Source organism: Congregibacter variabilis (assembly GCF_045689235.1).
Taxonomy (GTDB): domain Bacteria; phylum Pseudomonadota; class Gammaproteobacteria; order Pseudomonadales; family Halieaceae; genus Congregibacter; species Congregibacter variabilis.
The window spans coordinates 3,024,771-3,043,851 of record NZ_CP136864.1; the positions used below are offsets into that span (position 1 = coordinate 3,024,771).

At 55.6% G+C, this 19,081-nt stretch carries 16 protein-coding genes, 1 tRNA gene and 1 pseudogene; 9 read left to right on the top strand and 9 right to left on the bottom strand.

The window, feature by feature from the left end; genetic code table 11:
* Nucleotides 1-42 precede the first annotated feature (42 nt).
* On the bottom strand, nucleotides 43-1,671 hold the full coding sequence (locus R0135_RS13480; protein ID WP_407347394.1) for a serine hydrolase: 1,629 nt from the start codon (nucleotides 1,669-1,671) through the stop codon (nucleotides 43-45).
* A gap of 101 nt (nucleotides 1,672-1,772) precedes the next feature.
* Here R0135_RS13480 and R0135_RS13485 point away from each other — a divergent pair, with 101 nt between their 5' ends.
* From R0135_RS13485 to R0135_RS13500, 4 genes are read left to right on the top strand one after another with little or no spacing between them, the layout of a single operon-like run.
* Nucleotides 1,773-2,951 carry a phosphoglycerate dehydrogenase gene (locus R0135_RS13485; RefSeq protein WP_407347396.1) on the top strand — a complete coding sequence of 393 codons (1,179 nt, stop codon included), beginning with the start codon at nucleotides 1,773-1,775 and terminating at the stop codon, nucleotides 2,949-2,951.
* Nucleotides 2,952-2,966: 15 nt separating this feature from the next.
* Nucleotides 2,967-4,244 carry a purine-cytosine permease family protein gene (locus tag R0135_RS13490; protein ID WP_407347398.1) on the top strand — a complete coding sequence of 426 codons (1,278 nt, stop codon included), beginning with the start codon at nucleotides 2,967-2,969 and terminating at the stop codon, nucleotides 4,242-4,244.
* A gap of 6 nt (nucleotides 4,245-4,250) precedes the next feature.
* Nucleotides 4,251-5,804 carry a hydantoinase/oxoprolinase N-terminal domain-containing protein gene (locus tag R0135_RS13495; protein ID WP_407347400.1) on the top strand — a complete coding sequence of 518 codons (1,554 nt, stop codon included), beginning with the start codon at nucleotides 4,251-4,253 and terminating at the stop codon, nucleotides 5,802-5,804.
* Nucleotides 5,801-6,892 (top strand): DUF917 domain-containing protein, encoded by a 1,092-nt coding sequence (locus R0135_RS13500; RefSeq protein ID WP_407347402.1) that lies wholly within the window; start codon nucleotides 5,801-5,803, stop codon nucleotides 6,890-6,892. Before R0135_RS13495 ends, R0135_RS13500 begins: the two co-directional genes overlap by 4 nt.
* A gap of 17 nt (nucleotides 6,893-6,909) precedes the next feature.
* Here the strand turns inward: R0135_RS13500 and R0135_RS13505 are convergent, their stop codons facing one another.
* From R0135_RS13505 to R0135_RS13525, 5 genes are all read right to left on the bottom strand, one after another.
* Nucleotides 6,910-8,169 carry a serine hydrolase domain-containing protein gene (locus R0135_RS13505; protein ID WP_407347403.1) on the bottom strand — a complete coding sequence of 420 codons (1,260 nt, stop codon included), beginning with the start codon at nucleotides 8,167-8,169 and terminating at the stop codon, nucleotides 6,910-6,912.
* Nucleotides 8,170-8,174: 5 nt separating this feature from the next.
* The gene (locus R0135_RS13510) at nucleotides 8,175-8,684 is read right to left on the bottom strand and encodes a hypothetical protein (protein ID WP_407347405.1); all 510 of its coding nucleotides are present in this window, start codon (nucleotides 8,682-8,684) and stop codon (nucleotides 8,175-8,177) included.
* A gap of 113 nt (nucleotides 8,685-8,797) precedes the next feature.
* Nucleotides 8,798-9,334 (bottom strand): DUF4252 domain-containing protein, encoded by a 537-nt coding sequence (locus tag R0135_RS13515; RefSeq protein ID WP_407347407.1) that lies wholly within the window; start codon nucleotides 9,332-9,334, stop codon nucleotides 8,798-8,800.
* An 8-nt stretch (nucleotides 9,335-9,342) separates the two neighbouring features.
* The gene (locus tag R0135_RS13520) at nucleotides 9,343-9,882 is read right to left on the bottom strand and encodes a DUF4252 domain-containing protein (RefSeq protein ID WP_407347409.1); all 540 of its coding nucleotides are present in this window, start codon (nucleotides 9,880-9,882) and stop codon (nucleotides 9,343-9,345) included.
* Nucleotides 9,883-10,032: 150 nt separating this feature from the next.
* A complete protein-coding gene (locus R0135_RS13525) occupies nucleotides 10,033-11,721 on the bottom strand; it encodes an amidohydrolase (protein ID WP_407347411.1) in 1,689 nt (562 codons plus the stop codon).
* A 148-nt stretch (nucleotides 11,722-11,869) separates the two neighbouring features.
* Between R0135_RS13525 and R0135_RS13530 the strand changes: the two genes are divergently transcribed.
* From R0135_RS13530 to R0135_RS13545, 4 genes and pseudogenes are all read left to right on the top strand, one after another.
* Nucleotides 11,870-13,876: a M3 family metallopeptidase gene (locus R0135_RS13530; protein ID WP_407347413.1), complete on the top strand. Its 2,007-nt coding sequence runs from the start codon at nucleotides 11,870-11,872 to the stop codon at nucleotides 13,874-13,876.
* Nucleotides 13,877-13,962: 86 nt separating this feature from the next.
* Nucleotides 13,963-14,886 (top strand): annotated as a pseudogene (rimK, locus tag R0135_RS13535) (30S ribosomal protein S6--L-glutamate ligase); the annotation flags it as partial.
* A gap of 51 nt (nucleotides 14,887-14,937) precedes the next feature.
* Nucleotides 14,938-15,165: a hypothetical protein gene (locus tag R0135_RS13540; protein ID WP_407349923.1), complete on the top strand. Its 228-nt coding sequence runs from the start codon at nucleotides 14,938-14,940 to the stop codon at nucleotides 15,163-15,165.
* 46 nt (nucleotides 15,166-15,211) lie between these two features.
* Nucleotides 15,212-16,282 (top strand): succinylglutamate desuccinylase/aspartoacylase family protein, encoded by a 1,071-nt coding sequence (locus R0135_RS13545; RefSeq protein WP_407347415.1) that lies wholly within the window; start codon nucleotides 15,212-15,214, stop codon nucleotides 16,280-16,282.
* A gap of 81 nt (nucleotides 16,283-16,363) precedes the next feature.
* Here R0135_RS13545 and R0135_RS13550 read toward each other — a convergent pair.
* Together R0135_RS13550 and R0135_RS13555 are read right to left on the bottom strand one after the other, a co-directional pair.
* Nucleotides 16,364-16,440 (bottom strand) — tRNA-Arg (locus R0135_RS13550).
* Between the two features lie 89 nt (nucleotides 16,441-16,529).
* A complete protein-coding gene (locus tag R0135_RS13555) occupies nucleotides 16,530-17,081 on the bottom strand; it encodes a hypothetical protein (protein WP_407347417.1) in 552 nt (183 codons plus the stop codon).
* A gap of 310 nt (nucleotides 17,082-17,391) precedes the next feature.
* Between R0135_RS13555 and R0135_RS13560 the strand changes: the two genes are divergently transcribed.
* A complete protein-coding gene (locus R0135_RS13560) occupies nucleotides 17,392-18,543 on the top strand; it encodes a DUF819 family protein (RefSeq protein WP_407347418.1) in 1,152 nt (383 codons plus the stop codon).
* Nucleotides 18,544-18,565: 22 nt separating this feature from the next.
* On the opposite strand, the gene R0135_RS13565 is transcribed toward R0135_RS13560, so the two are convergent.
* Entirely contained in the window at nucleotides 18,566-18,991 is a 426-nt protein-coding gene (locus tag R0135_RS13565; RefSeq protein ID WP_407347420.1) for a YqaA family protein, read from the bottom strand.
* Nucleotides 18,992-19,081 lie beyond the last annotated feature (90 nt).

Consider the following 19,081-nt stretch of genomic DNA (forward strand, 5'->3'; position numbering starts at 1 on the left):
GAATTCCCCGGGAATATCCATCGCTGCTGTCTCGGCTCTCCGTTAGGGCGATGCTTGGGTGCTGGTGGTGATGTCGCGATAAATGAGCCACTGTCCCGCCGCATCTTGCTGCCATACCACGAGGTAATCACCCGCGTCAGTGATGGGGTTTTGCGTGTCGCCGCCCAGCGTTAACTCGTAGCGTCCAAGTTCCATGGCGAGCTCTCCCGAGCGTGTCACTTCCTGTGTTGTGAGAGTGAGCGAACTACTGCCCAGAGACAGCTCGCCGGTGAGTGACGCCTCCAACTCTTTGAGTCCTACAACCCGTTCTCTATGGGAGCTCATGAAGACGACATCGTCAGTATGCAGCGCGAGGAGGCGTGGAATGTCCTGCGCTTTAAAAGCCGCTTCGTAGGCGTGATTGCGATTTTGAATCACCGCTTTGAGATCGGTGTTGGTAGAGGAGCTATCAAACAAGCCCGAGACTGCCAGTTGCCGGGCTACGGGCAGCATATCGGTCGCATCTTCGTCGTAGTTGATGCCAGTGCCGTACCAGGCGATGACAAGATCACGCTTAGCGTCTACGTAGAGTCCCTGGCCCAGGTAGCCACTCTTATACAATCCGCCATCGTCCCAGACTCGGTCCCACTGCCAGCCGGCGCGCTTGGGGAGGTCGTCGCCATGCTCCAGGGCCAGTCTTTTTAGCGATTCGTCACTTCTGTTGATGCCTGCGCCGGAATTCAGGTCTGCCATCATGGTGCTGGCGATATCCGGGAAGCGCCGGGCATCGGTAAACACCCGCCCAAAGCGAGCGAGGTCTCGCAGCCTGGCCATGAGCCCGCCTGAGGCATAGGCGTGTCCTTCGGCACTGATGGCCATGAGTGCATCTGATTCTGCGCCGATGCGTTGCCAGATGCGCTCCTGTACCGCTGCCGCATAACTTTGCTCGGTGATGCGTTCTATCAACAGCATCAGGACATTGGTGTTGGCCGATACATACTCGTTACGCTCGCCGGCAGGCCGCAGGCGCTGCATGCCCTGAATGAGCGGAACAAATGCGGGGGTATCGCCCGTGGATGCTGTGATGCCCAGAGCCTCCTCCATGCGATAGACGCAGGTGGAGGTGTCTTGGTAGCCGTCGCTATCACGGCAATCAATCCCGGAGGCCATGTCAGCAATGTTTTGGACCGAGGTGCCCGCCCAAGCGCTGCCTCTAAGTTCAGGCAGGTACTTCTCGATAGCATCGTCCATGTTGACCTTGCCCTGGGCAACCAGGGTGGCAAGCGTGGCCGAGGTCAGTACTTTGGTTACTGACCAGCCGAAGTGCCGCTGTCCGGGCTTCATCCTTGGGTAGGCTTCGAACACGATACGATCGCCGTGAAGCACAAGCACGCTGTCCAGCAGTGCATCGTTTTCAACATAGCTGGCAAAATCGATCTCTTCGCCGTCAACGGTGACGGACGCCACCTCAAGTTCCTGCGAGGGGCTAAGCTCCAACTCGAGCCGGGACTCTCCACGAGATATGGTCGTGCTGCGAAGATAAGACTCCGCATGCAGGTGAAACTGCAGGCTGACGTCGCCGCCGCTATCAAAATTCTTTGGCGTTACGCTGGTAAAGCTGTCTCGGGCATCCGTTGCTGCAGCGGCTATAAGTGGGACGCCAAGTAACAGCATGGCAAGTGCTTTGATCATGAGGAAGCTCCAGAACCGAAACGGCTATCTTATGTTGTCTGGCGGTATATAGGCTATTGGACCTACAATCGCGCGCTCTTGCAGCCATATCCAGCAGTCTTATGTACAAAATTCGCACCTACAACACCATCTCGGTCAAAGGCCTGAACCGCTTTTCACGGGAGGACTATGAAGTCGCCAGTGAGCTACCGCACCCCGATGCTTTTCTGATTCGCAGCCAGAAGCTCCATGACATGGAGTTTCCCGAGACGCTAAAGGCCATCGGTCGGGCGGGTGCGGGAGTGAACAATGTGCCGCTGGAGCGCTGCATTGAACAGGGCATAGTTGTGTTTAACGCCCCGGGTGCCAACGCCAATGCCGTTAAAGAATTAGTCTTGGCTGGAATGCTGCTAGGTTCGCGAGATATCTACGCGGGGATGAAGTTTGTGGAGTCTCTTGATCAGCAGGATGGCCTGGATCCACTGCTCGAAAAAGAAAAGAAGCGTTTTGCCGGCACTGAACTCATTGGTAAGACTCTGGGCGTTGTAGGCCTTGGAAACATTGGCTCTCTGGTTGCCAATATGGGTCTGGCACTGGGTATGAAGGTGATTGGCTACGACCCCGCGATCAGCGTTGAAGCCGCCTGGCGTTTGTCCAGTGACGTCGAGAAGATGGACAACCTGAACAGTCTGTTTGGTCGGGCCGATTACATCAGCCTTCATCTGCCCGTGCTTGATGCGACTCGCGGTCTGGTCAGTGACAACCTGCTATCCGGGGTTAAGCCTTCGTTGGTGCTTTTAAACTTTGCCCGGGGCGAGATCGTCGATAACAGCGCCATTGTTCGCGCCTTGGATGATGGACGAATGCATCGCTATGTGTCGGATTTTCCGGCTAACGACACTCTCCGCCATCCTGGAATACTGCAAATGCCGCATATTGGTGCCAGCACCGGCGAGGCGGAGGAGAACTGCGCCATCATGGTCGCCGACCAGCTCATGGATTTTCTGGAAAACGGCAATATCGCGAACTCTGTGAACTTTCCGAATATTGCCCTGCCACGTACCACGCCGGTGCGAGTGACTATCACTAATCGAAACGTGCCCAAGGTGCTGAACCAGATCACAGCGATCATTGCTGAGCACGACATCAACATCGTCGATATGCTCAACAAGAGCCGTGCCGATCTGGCGTACAACATTATTGATCTGGAAGCCTGTCCTACTGATGACTCACTGGATGCACTGAGGTCCATCGAAGAAGTGATCAATGTCCGTGTGTTAGGGTCGTGCCAATACCGATAGAACAGGATTATCGCTTTGGCTGACAGCCTCGCTTACGACGCGGATTCGCGCACGCCGGTAGATCCTGCAGAGGCCGTCAGTGGCTTTCAGATCGGTATCGTACTCATCGGTATTTCCATCACTCTGCCATTGATGTACAGCGCCGGTGAGCTTGCTCAGGGCATGGGCCTGCGGTCTGCCATAACCGCGACATTACTCGGTGCTTTGGCGCTGAGTCTCATGTCCATACCTGCCGCTATCGTCGGGGCGAGTACGCGACTTTCCAGCTACATGATCATCGAGCACACCTTTGGCTATGTGGGCGCCAAGTTCATTAACTTTGGCTTTGGCGTGTTCCTCCTTGGTTGGTACGCGGTCACCGCGGAGCTCTTTGGTCGAACACTGTTTTTAGCCGCCAGCGAACTCACCACGCTGGCGCTGCCGGAGTGGTCCTACACGGTGCTATCGAGTCTTATCGTGACCGTTACTACGATCTACGGCTTTAAAGCCATTGACCGACTCGCCTTGGTCGCTGTGCCATTCTTGCTGCTCTCCCTAGCGGGGGTAGTGATGCTCTCACTGCGTCAGGTCGCTTTTACCGAGCTTCTGGATCTGCCCGGAAGCGGAGCGATTGATATGCCCACGGGAATTTCTGCCGTGATCGGCGCAGCCATTGTCGGGGTTGTACTCACACCGGACCTCACGCGTTATGCGCGCACTACCGGCGATTGCGTAGTGGCATCTTTTGTCGGCCAAGGCGGGGGTATGTGTATTGCCTACATCGTGGGCATGATTCCGGTATTGGTGTGGGGCGAGCTCGAGCCGATGACCTATATGCTGCTCATGGGCTTTGGTGGTCTGGCGTTGGCGGTTCTGGTGTTCGCTACCTGGACGACGAATGTCATCAATCTGTATTCCACCGCCTTGGCGTCTCGTGCGTCTGTCCCCCTGGGCGACTATCGCTCAGTGGTCATTGTCATGGGTATAGTCGGAACGGCGGCCGCTATCGTGGGTATCTCGGATCAGCTCATCGACTTTTTGATACTTATGGGACTGCTCGTGCCGCCCATCGCCGGCATCTATTTTGCCGACTTTTATGTATTTGGGCGCAGAGATTTCTCTGCGAACCATCTTGAGCAGCGCCCGGCAATCCGCTTTAACGCAGTGGCAGTGGCATTGGGTGCCGGTTTGATTTCTGCATGGCTGTATTACGCGGGAGCGTCGGTCACCAGTATTGGGGCTTTGGACGCACTGCTGTTATCAATGTTGGCTTACACGCTTGTTGAGTGGCTGGCCAGTAGGCGTAAGAGGTAAGAATTTATGCGGATTGGTATCGATGTCGGTGGTACGCACACAGACGCGGTAATACTTGATGGACACAAGGTCATAGCCTCCACCAAGTTTCTGACCTCGGGGAACGTCAGGGACGGTGTGCTGGGCGCGCTGGACGTTATTCTGAAGCGCAGTGGTGTTGCGCACCATGCCATCGAAGCGGTAATGATCGGTACGACTCAGTTCACCAATGCGGTGATCGAACGTCGGGAGCTGGCTCCCACGGCCATCATCCGTATTGCGCTGCCCTCCGGCGAGATGATTCCGCCCATGACAGATTGGCCCGAAGACATCGCCGATGCCATCGGACGCCATGGGTATATGGTGCACGGTGGACTGACTTATGACGGCTTTCCTATTGGAGAACTCGATAATGCCGAGATTGATGGCGTCATTGACGACATTGCGGCAAAGGGAATTTCCCTTGTGGCGATTTCCGGGGTTTTCTCTCCCTCCAATCCCGAGCAGGAATTTATCGTCGCAAAGCGTTTGCAGGAAAAGATTCCCGGCGTTGGCTTTACGCTATCTCATCAGATTGGCGGCATGGGCCTCCTTGAGCGCGAAAACGCGGCAATCCTCAACACCAGTCTTCGCCCTCTGGCCAAAAATGTTGTGCAGGCTTTTGAGGATGCGCTGGCTGCTCGGGACATTCGCTGCCCGTTTTACATCAGCCAGAACGACGGTACCTTGATGTCGGCAGAGTTTGCAGCACAGTTTCCTGCGCTGACCTTTGCCTCGGGTCCGACTAACTCTTTGCGTGGTGCCAGTCTTCTCACTCAATTGAGCGATGCGGTGGTGGTAGACATTGGCGGTACTACCTCAGACATTGGTGTGCTGCAGGGAGGATTCCCAAGGCAGTCCAATGTGGCGATTAAAGTAGGTGGCGTCCGTACCAACTTTCGCATGCCGGATATTCAGGCGATTGGCCTTGGTGGTGGTAGCCGTGTCAGTACAGACGGGCAAACGATCGGTCCGCAAAGTGTGGGCTACCGTCTGGTCACCGAGAGTTTGGTGTTTGGCGGCGATACGCTCACCACCACGGATATCGCGGTTGCTGCCGGTGTGGCGGATATCGGTAGCCCTGACAAGCTCGCCACACTGCCTGCCGATGTGGTGGAGACCGCCATGCACCGCATGCACGAGATCATCGATGACGGTATTGATCAGATGAAGTCCAGTCGTGAGCCCGTGCCGGTGATTCTTGTGGGTGGGGGGGCGGTACTGGTGTCTCGAGATCTTGCCAATGCATCGCAGCTGCATCGACCTGAGCACGCCGACGTAGCGAATGCTATCGGCGCAGCCAACGCTCAGGTGGGGCGTGAGTCGGAACGTATTGTGTCCTACCGCGAGCAGCCTCGGGAGGAGGTGCTTGCAGAGCTTAAGACGCAACTTGGCGCCGAGCTAATTGAGGCGGGTGCCAAACAGGCGAGTATTCGAGTTGCCGACATCGAAGAAACGGCCATCTCCTATATGGCCGATGAGTCCACACGACTACGCGTAAAGATGATCGGTGATCTGGATTTTGCAGGGGGTCAGGCATGAGCGTCACGATTACTCATGAAGACATCGAAGAGCTGTGCATGGGCTCGGTGTTTCTTGCCACCGGCGGTGGCGGTGACCCCTATATCAGTCAGCTGCTGGTTACCGAGGCGTTAAAGAAGCACGGCCCGGTGACCTTATTTCCCTTGAGCGAGCTTCCGGATGACTCGCTGGTAGTTGCTGTGGGTGAGGTAGGTGCGCCATCGATTAGTTTGGAGCATCTACCCATTGGCAATGAATGTCTGGAGGTAGTCGACCGCTTGCAGGCTTGGATGGGGAGGCCTATTAGCCACCTGGTCTCTTTTGAGGTCGGCGGTGCCAACTCAGTGATCCCGCTCTTGGCCGCGGCCGCCAAAGGCATTCCACTGATTGATGGTGACGGTATGGCCCGGGCACTTCCCGAGGCACAAATGATGACCTTTGCCATTGAGGGCGTAAAGCCCAGCCCCGCGGTGGCAGTGGATTACAGTGGCGGCGCCGTTTATTTCGATGTGAAAGATGCGGTGCTGTACGAGCGGCAAATCCGTAATTTGTCCATGGCCATGGGCGGGATGGTGTTTACGGCGGAACATCCCATGATCTCCGAAGAGGCGCGCCGCGCGATTATCCCCGGCACCATCAGCTTTGCGTTGGAGTTGGGTCGAGCCCTCAAGCGCTTTTCGGGGAACGCTGCACATATTGAAGCGCCCCTGCGGGAGTTGTTTGAGGCATCGGACTACGGGCAGTTTAAGCGCCTGTATACCGGCAAGGTCGTGGACATTAATCGCAAAACCGTCGGCGGCTTTGATGTGGGTGAAGCTGTGTTGGAGTCGACTATTGACGATTCTCCGCCTCTGCGGCTGACCATCAAAAATGAATTTCTACTCGCAGAAAGTGACGGTCGGGTGGTTGCCAGTGTGCCGGATCTGATTACCATGGTGGATCATGAAACATCGGCGCCCATTAATGCCGAGCGCGTGCATTACGGGCAGCGGGTCACTGTTTTTGGCATTGCTTGCCCGCCGCACTACCGCAGCGAAAAAGCGCTCAAGGTTGTTGAGCCCCGCGCTTTTGGCTTCGATATTGATTACGTCCCCATCGAAGACCTCTAGAGCTGTCTTTTTAGCTCTCAGCGTAAAGCGGCTTCGATAGACTCAATCAGCTGTTGCTGCTGCGGGAAGCCAACATTCGCTGCGCCGCCTTCTGCATCGGGCCAGCTGGACAGCATAACGATTACCACGCCAGATTCCGGGCCTACGTGAATTACCTGACCATGCACGCCGCGGGCTTGAACCGAACCCCGACCGTCCCCCAGTCCCCAGACAAATGATCGGTAATAGGGGCGAGTTCCGGCGGCTGCCGGGTGGGGCCAGCTGCGTGAACCATCATCGGAGAAAATGTCTTGCAGCCAAGCTTTGGGAATCACCTGCGTATCGCCACTTTTACCAAAGTTCAGCATAAGCTGGCCCACGCGAGCCACGTCTCTTAGTGTGGCATGCATGCCACCGGATGCTAGGGTGAAGCCTCCGGTGTCCACCGTGATGCCGGCATCCTGGTCTGCGCCAATACGCTGCCAGATTCGCTCAGATACCAGGTCTGCAAAGCGCTGTCCTGTCGCCGCCTCAAGAACCCAGGCCATCACGTCTGTGGTGCCCGACTTGTAGACAAAGCTACCCTGACGCCCTGGCATGCGACCGACGGCGGGAAGAAAAACATAGTTCCCCGTGACGTCCACTCCGGCGCAGTCAGGCCCAGTGAGCAGGCCGTCAGAACAGTCCTGGCGCCGCACGGTACTATCGGCGGCGGCGTAGTCTTCGTTCCACTCGGAGCCGTCGCGCATGTCCAGAATATCTCTGAGGCTGTCGGTGCCCCAGCCGCTATTGGCGAGTTCCGGGACGTAGTCGCCGACGGTGTGGTCAAGATCAATAAGGCCATCTGCTGCCACGCTTGCCGCAGTAAGACCGGTGATTGTTTTGCTGACGGACCAAAGCAGATGGGTGCGTTCGGCGGTCAGCGTGCCGGCGTAGCGTTCGACGACAGCTTTGCCATCCTTGATCACCAGAAGGCCATCAACGTATTGCTCCTCCATCAGTTGGGAGAGCGGTGTGGGCGATCCTTCCCAGCTTATCTCTAGGTCATCGGCTGCATCTGACAGACCGGGAATGGGTCGCGGTGCCGCAGCCCCTCGGCGAATTGTTTTGCTGGGCAGAACTTCACTCATGTGCGTATAGGCCCATCTATTGAGTGGTCCGAACTGCCAGGTCGCACCATTGAGTCCGGTTGGTCGCTGATCTTCGGTGGCGGCCATGCCGCTGCTGGTCATAGCGATGACCCCAAAACCCAGCAGAACCTTTGCGATAGGTGACGAGGTGACAGTAGGTTTGGGCATGGCGTTTATACGTCCGGTTGCGAGAGAGGATTGGGAAACAGCTCTTCCAGGGGCGGCGGGTTACACAGTGTACTCATGGCATCGGAGGGTACGTTCTCTGCCACACCCAGGTCAGCATACAACGAGTCTAGTTCGCGCAGGGTTTCGCAGGCCTCAAAGAGCTCATACACCATGCTTGATACCACGACCGCCGCGCCGATGTAAGGGATCGACTCGGCAGGTATGGCCGCGATGCCTCGGGCCGCCACGCGCTTGGTCCTTGCGGTGAGGTTTTTGCCAAAGCCACGTACGGCTGCGTTGCGTTTGACTTGCGCACTTTTGAGAACTCGCGCCTGTCGCTCGCTGCCCGCTAGCTTTGCAGACAGTGCTGAGCTGACGGTGCGTACGCCCAGAGTGGTAGCCAGCGCCGTGGAAATCGCCGCGTTAAAGGCGGTGTTGGTGAGAAGCAGGACATTACTTGCCAAAAGTGCAAGCGTGATGAGAATGACGGCGGTGTGCCGGATGAGTCGCAGCATCGCGTTAACTCCGCGCAGAGAGCCCTCGTGGGCTGATCTGCACAGAATACGCGGGAAGAGCCCTTAACTGAATGCCGGCCTTTTTGCTCAAGCCGGCGCGGCGCCAAGAGTGTTTATTCTGCGCTAACGGTGCTCAGGGCAAGAGTATCGGTACCCGGCACTACCGATGATAGCGCTGTAAGATTTTCTGCGGCCATCTCGCCCATGACATTCACGAACACAAGTTCTTCATGATCTACGGACACCACTGCAATGCCAAGGAGAAGCCCATCCTGCTCCTTTACGAAGATGTGCACTCGGGAATCGTCCTCTACTACGCGAACAATGGGGCTCCAGTGCTCGTCGAAAGCCTTTGCCGTGGCGATGCCCACTTCATCACGCAGCGCTTCATGATCAACGCTTGGGGGCACCTGGTAAACACTGACCCGCACGCCCTCGAGGGATTGCAGTAAGGCCTTGGTCTGTGGGTCGTCATCCGTATGTCGGGCAGCAAAGTGAAGCAAACGAGGTCCAAGAGAAATTGACGTATCGTTTTTCAGGCCTTCGTACTTTGGCGCATCAAATTGAACATAGCCCGGGTTTCGGGAGGATGCGGTGACGCCACAACCCGCAAGGAGCGTGGCGACAAGCAACAAGGTTAGAGTTTTCATACTTTGACCTACAGTGCCAGGTCGATATCGAGGTCAAAGTCATCGACCACGTCGATACCCGCGACAACGTTGTTCAGGTGGGCTGGGTCAATATCACCCAGTACGTTAACAAACACGGCTTCTTCGGCATTTACCGCCATGATCATCAGGCCCTGAATGCGATCCGTGGTGTGTTTTACATAAATGTTAACGCGATCTTCTGGCTCTTGAACTCGCACGATCTGCTCCCAGTCCTGACCCGCCAGCTTGCTGCTCACCGCATCCATCCGTGCGTCGGCCGAGCTTGTGTCACCGGCAGTGTCGTAAACATGGATGCGCACCGAGTCCAGATTTTTGAGGGCTTCTTCGGCAACGGGGTCATCGTGCTTCATTGAGCCCACTAACTTAAGCAGCGAACCACCGATATTGACCATCACGCGAGGTTCGCCGTAGCTCTGGGACAGTTCAGAAAAATCGACATAGCCTGGCATATCGACGGTTGATTCATCGGCGGACCACGCAGTTTGAGTGGCGAATACTAAAGAGATAATAAATGCTATTGCTTTCATGGCTTTGACCTTGCTTGGGACTTCGAATGAGTACATTGCGCAAGGTTTGAGCAAAGGTCACGCCTTTAGCGATGAGCTGAGCATCGCACAAGACGAGCCGTCGAAGACGGCTATCTGAGTCTGCCTTTAGGGTGGATTAGCGCTGCTGAATCACGCCTCGAAGACGGGCTGGCCATCAAGATAAGTCGCTACGATGGGGATGTCTTTTATAGCCGTGGGATCCGTGGACAAGGGGTCCTGCCCAAGCAGTACAAAGTCCGCCAGCTTGCCGGGGGTGAGTGAGCCTTTGTCATGCTCTTCAAAAGAGGCGTAAGCGCCGTTCATGGTGCATACCTGCATGGCCTCCGCGGCAGAAATTCGCTGATTCTCACCCCAGACCCGGCCCTGGGAATCCTTCCGGGTGATCATACTTTGCAGCGCCATCATGGGTTCGTAGGGTCCGGGCGTAAAATCCGACGCTGGAGCGACCATGATGCCCGCGTCGATAAAGGACCGATGGGCAAACATATTGCGCATTTTGTCGGGACCGTAATCCACCCACTTGTTGCCGTGATAGTAGGCGTAGGTGTAGAACGGCGTCGGTACGGTGCCGGTTGTCTTGATGCGCTTGAGCAAATCTGGATTGACCAACGAGCAGTGTTCAATGCGAAAGCGTGGATTCGGGCCTTTCCAGTCCGCGAGTACGCGTTCATAGGCATTGAGCACCATATCAATGGTTACATCGCCGTTGGCGTGAATGCCGATGCGAAAATCATTGGCTACGGCTTCGTCCACCGCTGCGTCGATCTGCGCCTGAGACATGGTGAGAATGCCGTAGTCATCTGTGCCCTGAAACGGTGTGCTCATGCGCATAGTGCGCTCCGAGGCACTGCCGTCTGCGGCATATTTGACAGCGCCTACGCGAAGCATCGCGTTTCCAAAACCAGAGCGCATGCCGGCCGTTTTCATGGCGGCGTAAACGTCGGTGTTACCTCGGGGCATGAATGCTACTCGGGTGTGCAGTTCTCCGGCGTCCAGGGCATCCATGTAAGCAATCCAGCCTTCGAGATTACCCGCAGCATCGGTGGTACTGGTGAGTCCGGAAGCTGCCATGCGTTTTGTCATGAGGCTGGCGCCTTGCTGCTTGGTCTTGCGATCCACCGCAGGCCATTCGCCTACCGAATCAAAGACGTCCATCGCCAGTTCAGCGACTTTGCCCGTGAGTTGTCCGTCCTCTCGAAAGAAACGACCGCCTTCAGGATCGGGGGTGTCGTTAGCGATCTGCGCCATAGCAAAAGCTTTTGAATTCACCACAGCAGTGTGGCCGCCGCGGTGACGTACCATCACCGGTTGGGACGGAACGACGGCATCGATATCCTGCAAAGTCAGCGGACGGCCTTCGTCGAACTTGGTGTCGTCGTACATGTGAGCCAGCACCCACTGGCCCTTGGGCGTGCGCTGGGCCTGCTCTTTTAACAGCGCCTGGACTTTAGAGATTTGGCGAACATTGACGTCGACGCTGATCGCTTCGTTGGCCAGGAGCGGGTGCGAGTGCGCATCGATGAATCCGGGGGTAACCGTGAGTCCCCGGGCGTCGATGCGGCGGGTGTTCGGCCCCGCGAGATTTTGAATGTCATCGATGGAGCCCATGGCCATGATTCTGTTGCCGCGAATCGCCATGGCCTCGGCGAGAGATGTGCTCACATCCATGGTGTGAAAGGTGCCGCCGGTGACGATGAGATCGGCTTTGCCCACAGCCATATTTGCCCAGCTGGGTCGGCCGAAGGCGGCCATGGCCGATGCGGCCGTCAAGGCTTTGAGTAAGTGTCGTCGTTGATTGCTCGCTACAGAGTTGGACATGGACTGAAACCTTTTTCTGGATTGGCTAAGCCGAGCCTACGTGGACCAATCTTCACTGACAAGTCAGCACGCGGGTTCACATGGCGTACTATTCGGTGGCTTTTAACAATTCAGTAGCGAATTATTTTCCCTTTAGGAACGCAACCGTATGAGCAACCCGTTTTTCGAGCCTCTGGCAGATACTGGCATCCCGGATTTTTCGGCGATCCGCTTTGAGCACTATCGCGAGGCTTTTGATCGCGGATTTGCACAGCAGCAGGATGAAATTCATGCCATCGCCTCTAATCCAGAGGCGGCCACTTTCGCGAATACCCTTGAGGCTCTCGAGAACAGTGGTTCTTTGTTAACTCGCGTCGAGAATGTGTTCTGGAACCTGGCATCGTCGGACACCACCGCCGAATTGCAGGCGCTGGAGTGTGAAATATCACCGCAGGCCAGTGCGCACCGCAGTGCTATCTATACCAACGCGCAGCTATACGCTCGAGTGCGGACGGTGCGTGACGCTCAGGAGTCTCTGAGTGCTGAGCAGGAGCAGCTGCTCGAAAAAACTCGTCGGCGTTTTGTTCGCGCCGGAGCCGAACTTGCCGATACGCAACGCAGCAGAGTGAGCGCTATTACCGAGCAGTTGGCAGTGCTTTGCACCCGCTTTGGCCAAAACGTGCTGAGGGACAACAATGCCTACGCCCTTGTCTTAAGTCACGAGGAGGATCTTGCGGGTTTGCCCGACTACGTTATCGAGATGGGCAGGAATGACGCTGGAGCGCGAGATATGACCGACGCCTGTGTGTTCACTCTCTCCCGGTCGTCGATAACGCCCTTTTTGCAGTACGCGGACAATCGCGCGCTGCGCGAGGAGATTTACCGCGCTTACAGTAGTTGCGGTACCCGCAATGTCGACAATCGTCCGCTCATCAGTGAGATCGTGGCGCTGCGAAATGAGCGGGCACAGCTTCTGGGATTCGAAAGTCATGCGGACTTTATGCTTGATCACCGAATGGCAAAAACACCGTCAGCCGTGCGGGATTTGCTGGATCAGGTCTGGCAGCCCTGTCAGGAACAGGTCACCAGCGAGGCGACGGCGCTGGCAGCCTGTGCCGGGCTTTCGAGCGAGGAGGAGCTGGCGCCCTGGGACTGGTGGTACTACACCGAAAAACTGCGCCAGGAACGCTTTGATCTGGATCCTGATGAGATGAAGCAATATTTCAAACTGGAGAATGTTCGCGACGGTGTGTTTGAAGTCGCCAACAAGCTTTACGGTATTGTCTTTCGGGAGCGCAGTGATCTACCGGTTTATCACCCCGATGTGCAGGTCTATGAGGCTACCGAGGCCGACGGAACACTCATCGGCTACTTTCTATTTGATTTTTACATGCGGACCTCAAAACGTAGCGGTGCCTGGATGTCCGAGTTCCGCGCGCAGTCGAACAACGGCAAGCGCGTAACGCCCGTGATTGTTAACTGCTGTAATTTCCCAAAATCCGACCTCTGCTTACTGGGGGTAGATGAGGTTCGAACGCTGTTTCATGAGTTTGGGCATGGCCTGCATGGACTGCTAAGCAACGTGCGTTACGCGAGTCTGGGTGGAACCAAGGTGAAGCAGGACTTTGTAGAGTTGCCATCCCAGATTATGGAGCACTGGGCCATGGAGCCCTGTGTGCTCAGGTCCTATGCGCGGCATGTGCAAACGGATGCCCCGATACCTGACGCGCTCATCAGCAAGCTTAAAGCGTCAGAGCAATTCAATCAGGGCTTTGCCACGACGGAGTATCTGGCGGCCTGCTATCTGGATCTTGCCTGGCATAGTGATCCCAAGGCTGAGGAATGTGATGTCGATAAATTTGAAGCCAGGGCATTGAAAGACATTGGGATGCCCTCGGCGATTGATCCTCGCTATAAATCGACTTACTTCCAGCATATTTTTAGCGATGACAGCTATTCTGCAGGCTATTACGTCTACATATGGGCCGAGGTTCTCGACGCTGATGGTTTTGAGGCTTTCAAGGAACAGGGCCTGTTTGATCAGGCAATGGCAAGGGCCTTTCGTAGTCAGGTTTTGGAGCGTGGCGGCACTGCTGATCCTATGAGCCTGTATCGCGCCTTTCGGGGGAGAGACCCCGAGGTGATGCCGCTCCTGAGAAATCGCGGTCTGTTATAGTGATGAGAAGTCAGCATTTCTAACAGCAATGCGAGCGACTTTTGATCGATTTGTTGTTACTCCATACCAATTAACGAGGCAGCTTTATGAAGCTAGCGATCCTTTCCTGTGCACCGAATGCCTACAGCACCCGACGTTTAAAAGAGGCTGCTGAGCAGCGCGGCCACACTGTTAAGGTGCTCAATACCTTGAAGTTTGCTATCGATCTTGAAGAAGGATCGCCAGAGCTTTACTACCGCCAGAAACGCTTGAGTCATTACGATGCGGTTCTACCCAGAATTGGCGCATCCATTACTTACTACGGCACCGCGGTCGTCAGGCAGTTTCAGGAGATGGACGTGTTCTGCGCGAACACTGCTCACGGCATAGCCAACTCCCGAGACAAACTACGTAGTCTGCAGATTCTCAGTCGCCATCATATCGGGCTCCCCAGAACGACGTTTGTGCGGGATCGTAAAGATGTGCTGCCAGCTATCGAGCGGGTAGGTGGCGCCCCGATCGTAATCAAACTCATTGAGGGTACTCAGGGCATCGGCGTCCTGTTGGCAGAGTCGGTGAAACAGGCCGAGTCTATTATCGAACTGCTGCAAAGCCAGAAACAAAATGTGCTGATTCAAAAATTCGTGGCGGAGAGCAAGGGTAAAGATATTCGTGCATTTGTGGTGGGTGACCAGGTAGTGGCGGCTATGCGCAGGGTTGCTCAGGGTCAGGAGTTTCGCAGTAACGTGCACCGGGGCGGCGTAGCGGAGCCGGTGGAGCTGGACGAGCGTTATCGGGAGACGGCCGTGCGCTGTGCTCAGATTCTCGGCCTTCGGGTGGCGGGTGTGGATATGCTGGAAGGCAAAGACGGGCCACAGGTAATGGAGGTCAACTCATCGCCGGGTCTGGAAGGTATCGAAACCTGTACTGAATTAGACATTGCCGGCGCGATCGTTGATTACCTGGCAGCCCAGGTGGACTTCCCGGAGATCGACATCCGCCAGCGCCTGACCGTTAGCAAGGGCTACGGGGTGACCGAGCTGTATATCCCCGAGGGATCAAAGTTTGTGGGTCAGACCATCATGCAATCCACCGTGGAAGATAAGGATCTTAATGTCCTGACGCTGTACCGCGATGGCAAAGTGTTTCCTAACCCTCGTCGGGAGCGAGTGTTGGAAGCCGGTGATAAATTGCTGTGTTACGGCAAGCTCGAGGCAATGCGCGACATGATTCCAGCAAGGACCCAGCGCAAGCGCCGGCCAAAGGTTCAGGAACTCGACACGGCTATTGCGACGACAACTGCGCAGTAAAAATGGCATTCCGATCTGTAGGAACTTAGGGAGCACTAGAACAGTCGTGACGGCAGAAAAAGCATCAGATTTGATAATTGGCAAGGTGAGTATTGCACCGGGTGAGCGTCAGCTTATAGATCTGCCGGTAGCACCCATGTATACCCACGACGACCTCTCAATCACCGTACAGGCCATCAGGGGGAAGCGTCCGGGCCCTACCTTGTTTATCAGCGCGGCAATACACGGAGACGAGATCAATGGCGTCGAGATTATTCGGCGTCTTTTGCAGCATCGTGCGCTAAAGAATCTCCGTGGCAGTTTGCTCGCTATTCCTATCGTGAATGTCTACGGATTTTTGAATCACACGCGGTATTTACCCGATGGCCGCGATCTTAATCGCTCTTTTCCTGGTTCCTCCAAGGGCTCCCTGACGGGCCGGGTCGCGCACACCTTTGTCAACGAAGTGGTAAAAAAGTGCACCCACGGTATCGATTTGCATACCGGCGCTCGGCACCGGAGTAATTTTCCGCAGATACGCGCAGATCTAGATGATCCAAAAGCAGCGGCCATGACGACTGCTTTTGGTGTTCCTTTGGCTATCGATGCCAAGATTCGCGACGGTTCTTTGCGTAACTGTGCAGGAGATTTGGGTATCCCGGTGATTCTCTATGAAGCGGGAGAGGCATTGCGCTTTGAAGAGGTCTATATTCGGGCCGGGGTGCGAGGCATCATCAACGTTATGCGCAACATCGGCATGCTGCCCAGTTCTCGAAGTCGAAAGTCCTTACCTGAACCCATCATCAGTAATGAGACTACCTGGGTGCGAGCAGGAGAGAGTGGTGTCCTGCGCACCTTTGCTGCGCTGGGCGATAAGGTCAGTCAAGGTCAGACATTAGCTATTGTGGCCGACCCACTGGGTGCTACGGAAACCCCCATTCTCGCGCCTTCAGGGGGTGTGGTAATCGGACGAACGAACCTTCCTTTGGTCTATGAAGGCGACGCGACGTTTCATATCGCGCACTACGGAAAAAGAGCCAGCGCTGTAGAGCGGCACGTGGAGCAGTTTCAGGAAGAGCACACGCCGGACGCCTCACAGCCGCCCCCTGAGGGGCAGCTTGACGCACCTATCGTTTAAACAAAAAATTGTCTAAAAAAGCCGTCATTAAAGAAGGTTTAAAAAAGGCTTAAAGGAAGGTTTAAAGCAAGGTTTAGAAATTGGCGCGCCCGGAGAGATTCGAACTCCCGACCAACTGGTTCGAAGCCAGTTACTCTATCCAGCTGAGCTACGGGCGCAATAAGTACGATGTAGCAGGATCTTACGGTGCATAGTGTACCGCTAATTGGGGCAAAAATTCTCGCGTTTTTTGCCCCAGCGCTGCGATTTATGCAGCAGCTTCCTGCTCTACATCAGATTCTTCAGCTTCGCTGTCTTTAGGCTCTAACTCTTCGAGCTTGGCTTCCAGCGCTTTTAGCTGCGCTTTCAGGTCCGCATTCTCGGCCTTTGTCTGCTTGTAGGACTTTTGCAGCAAGTCGTTAGCAGTCGTCTTCTCTGCCAGTTTCTTTTTGCTGGCGTCCAGATTCTTTTTCATTTTTGCAGGATCAAACTGCTTTAGGGTGGCAAGTTCTTCGCGGACCTGGGTGAGGTCTGTCTGGAGGGTCTTGGCACGTGTTTTCTGCTTGGCCACGTCTTCCAGCAGGTTCTCGCAGCGCTGATGCAACTCGCGGTTCCGCTGTTCGATCTTCTTGTTCTTTGATGCGTCCACCGACAGCGTGGAGATCTGCTCCAGCTGCTTGGCAATGGCGGTCTTTTGATCTTCAGCAGTACTCTCGAGCTTGCTAATTTCTGCTGACTTAGCGTCGAGTTGTACCTGGTATTCAGTGCGGAGCTTCTCTTCCAGCTCCATAATCTTTTCGAGGTTTCTTGCAGTAAGCATTCAGTCTGTCCGTTGATGTCCGTATTGTGTGTCGCAGATCAGGCCCGAGAGTTTCTGTCCGAAGAGACTGCTCTGGAGAGTCTCAACTTTAAGGCGTCTGAGCGATGATCGCGTGAGGCCCGCAACGGACCATCGATTTCATAAGCTGGGAGGGCCAAATGTGGAAACACATCTGGACGGTCAATTATGAGCGGCGCAAAGGGTACCCGCACAGCAGTTGAAGTGCAAGAAATCACGGAAAAAAAGTAAGGGAAAGGTTCAGATGCCTTTGCCTGCCCGGCAAGTCGTCAGATACGTGTAACATGGCGGCATGTTTGTAAGCACACTCTCTATAGCGGCCGTTTTGGCGGCACTCATTGCGATCTCCGAATGGTTGGCGACGCGTACCTGGCTACGACACTTTGGGGCGGCATTGCTGGTGATTTTGCTCACCGCCATTGTTGCAAACCTGGGTGTTATTCCTACCTATGGTCCGGAGACGCCCCTTTACGCTGCGATATTCACCTACGTGGCTCCTTTGGGCATTTTTTGGCTGCTCCTGCTCGTTGATTTGCGCAGCCTTGGACAGGTTGGTGGGCCTACCTTGCTGCTGTTTCTCTTTGGTGCCTGCGGTACCGCACTGGGCGCAGCTGCGGGGCATTGGGTCGTTGGCGGAGCCGACGCTTTGGGCGATCAGCATGCTGCCTTGGCGGGAATGTTCACGGGTACCTACGTGGGTGGCAGCGTCAATTACAACGCTGTGGCACTGGAATACGGTGTAATGGAAGATGCTGCGCTCTACGCCGGCGCTGCGGCAGTAGACAATGCCATGACGACGGTTTGGATGGTGGTCTGTGTCTCACTGCCGCGCCTGTTGGTGGGGTTTTGGCCCAAGGCAGCTCAACAGGAAGATCGCCCAAGTACAGGGCCGATCACGGATGACGGTGAGGTCGCGCATATCTTTGACCTTGCTGCGATGATTGCTTTGGGTATCGCCGCAGTGGGCGTTTCACAGCTTCTGGCGGACCTGCTGAGGCAGCACGTTGGTATTGATATACCCTCGGTTCTGGTGCTTTCAACTCTCGCTCTTTGTTTAGCGCAATTGCCCCTGGTCCAGCGGCTTCGCGGCGCTCGTTTGTTGGGTCTACTGGCGGTTTACCTGTTTCTTGCGGTGATTGGGTCTCTGTGTGATGCCCAGGCACTGATGCGGATGGGAGAGCTGGCTCCCGTGCTTGGAGTCTTTGTTATCGTTTTGGTGTGCGTGCACGGTGTGGTGGTGTTCGGCGCGGCGCGGCTTCTGAAGGCCGATCTGGAGACTGCTGCGGTGGCCTCTCAGGCAAATATTGGAGGCGGAACCTCAGCTCTGGCGCTGGCACGAAGCCTGGGACGCAGTGACCTTGAGTTGCCTGCGATTCTGGTGGGTTCTGCAGGATTGGCCCTGGGTAACTATTTGGGCTTCACAATGGTTGGCCTGTTGTCCTGATAATCCGGGACCCCTAAACCGCTCACAGGGCGTAGATCGCAATAAGCAGTACAAAACCGTAGCGTAGAGCTTTTCCGATCCCCACCAATATCAGGAAGGTGCCCAAGCGCACATTCATCACTCCCGCGATGAGCGTCAGCGCGTCGCCCCCGATAGGTAACCAGGCAAACAGTAAGGACCAGATGCCCCGGCGTTGGAACCAGCGCTGGGCTCTGGCAATCTGAGCCGGCGAAAAATAGAACCAACGTTTGTCCTGAAATTTGAGTAACTGGCGCCCGATAACCCAGTTCACAACCGAGCCCAATGTATTGCCCAGCGTTGCAGTGAGCAGCAGCATCACAGGATCGTTTCCTTCTTGAAGGGCCAGGACCAATACGATCTCGGAGTAAAACGGCAAAATGGTCGCCGCAAGGAATGCAGAGCCAAACAGTAGTAGATAGCTTTCCAAGCTTGTTTCTCCAATTCCACGTCTTACCCAGGCTGTACCGAAGTAATGGGGGCGGCCGACATCACCACAATACGCTATGCTTGCAAGACA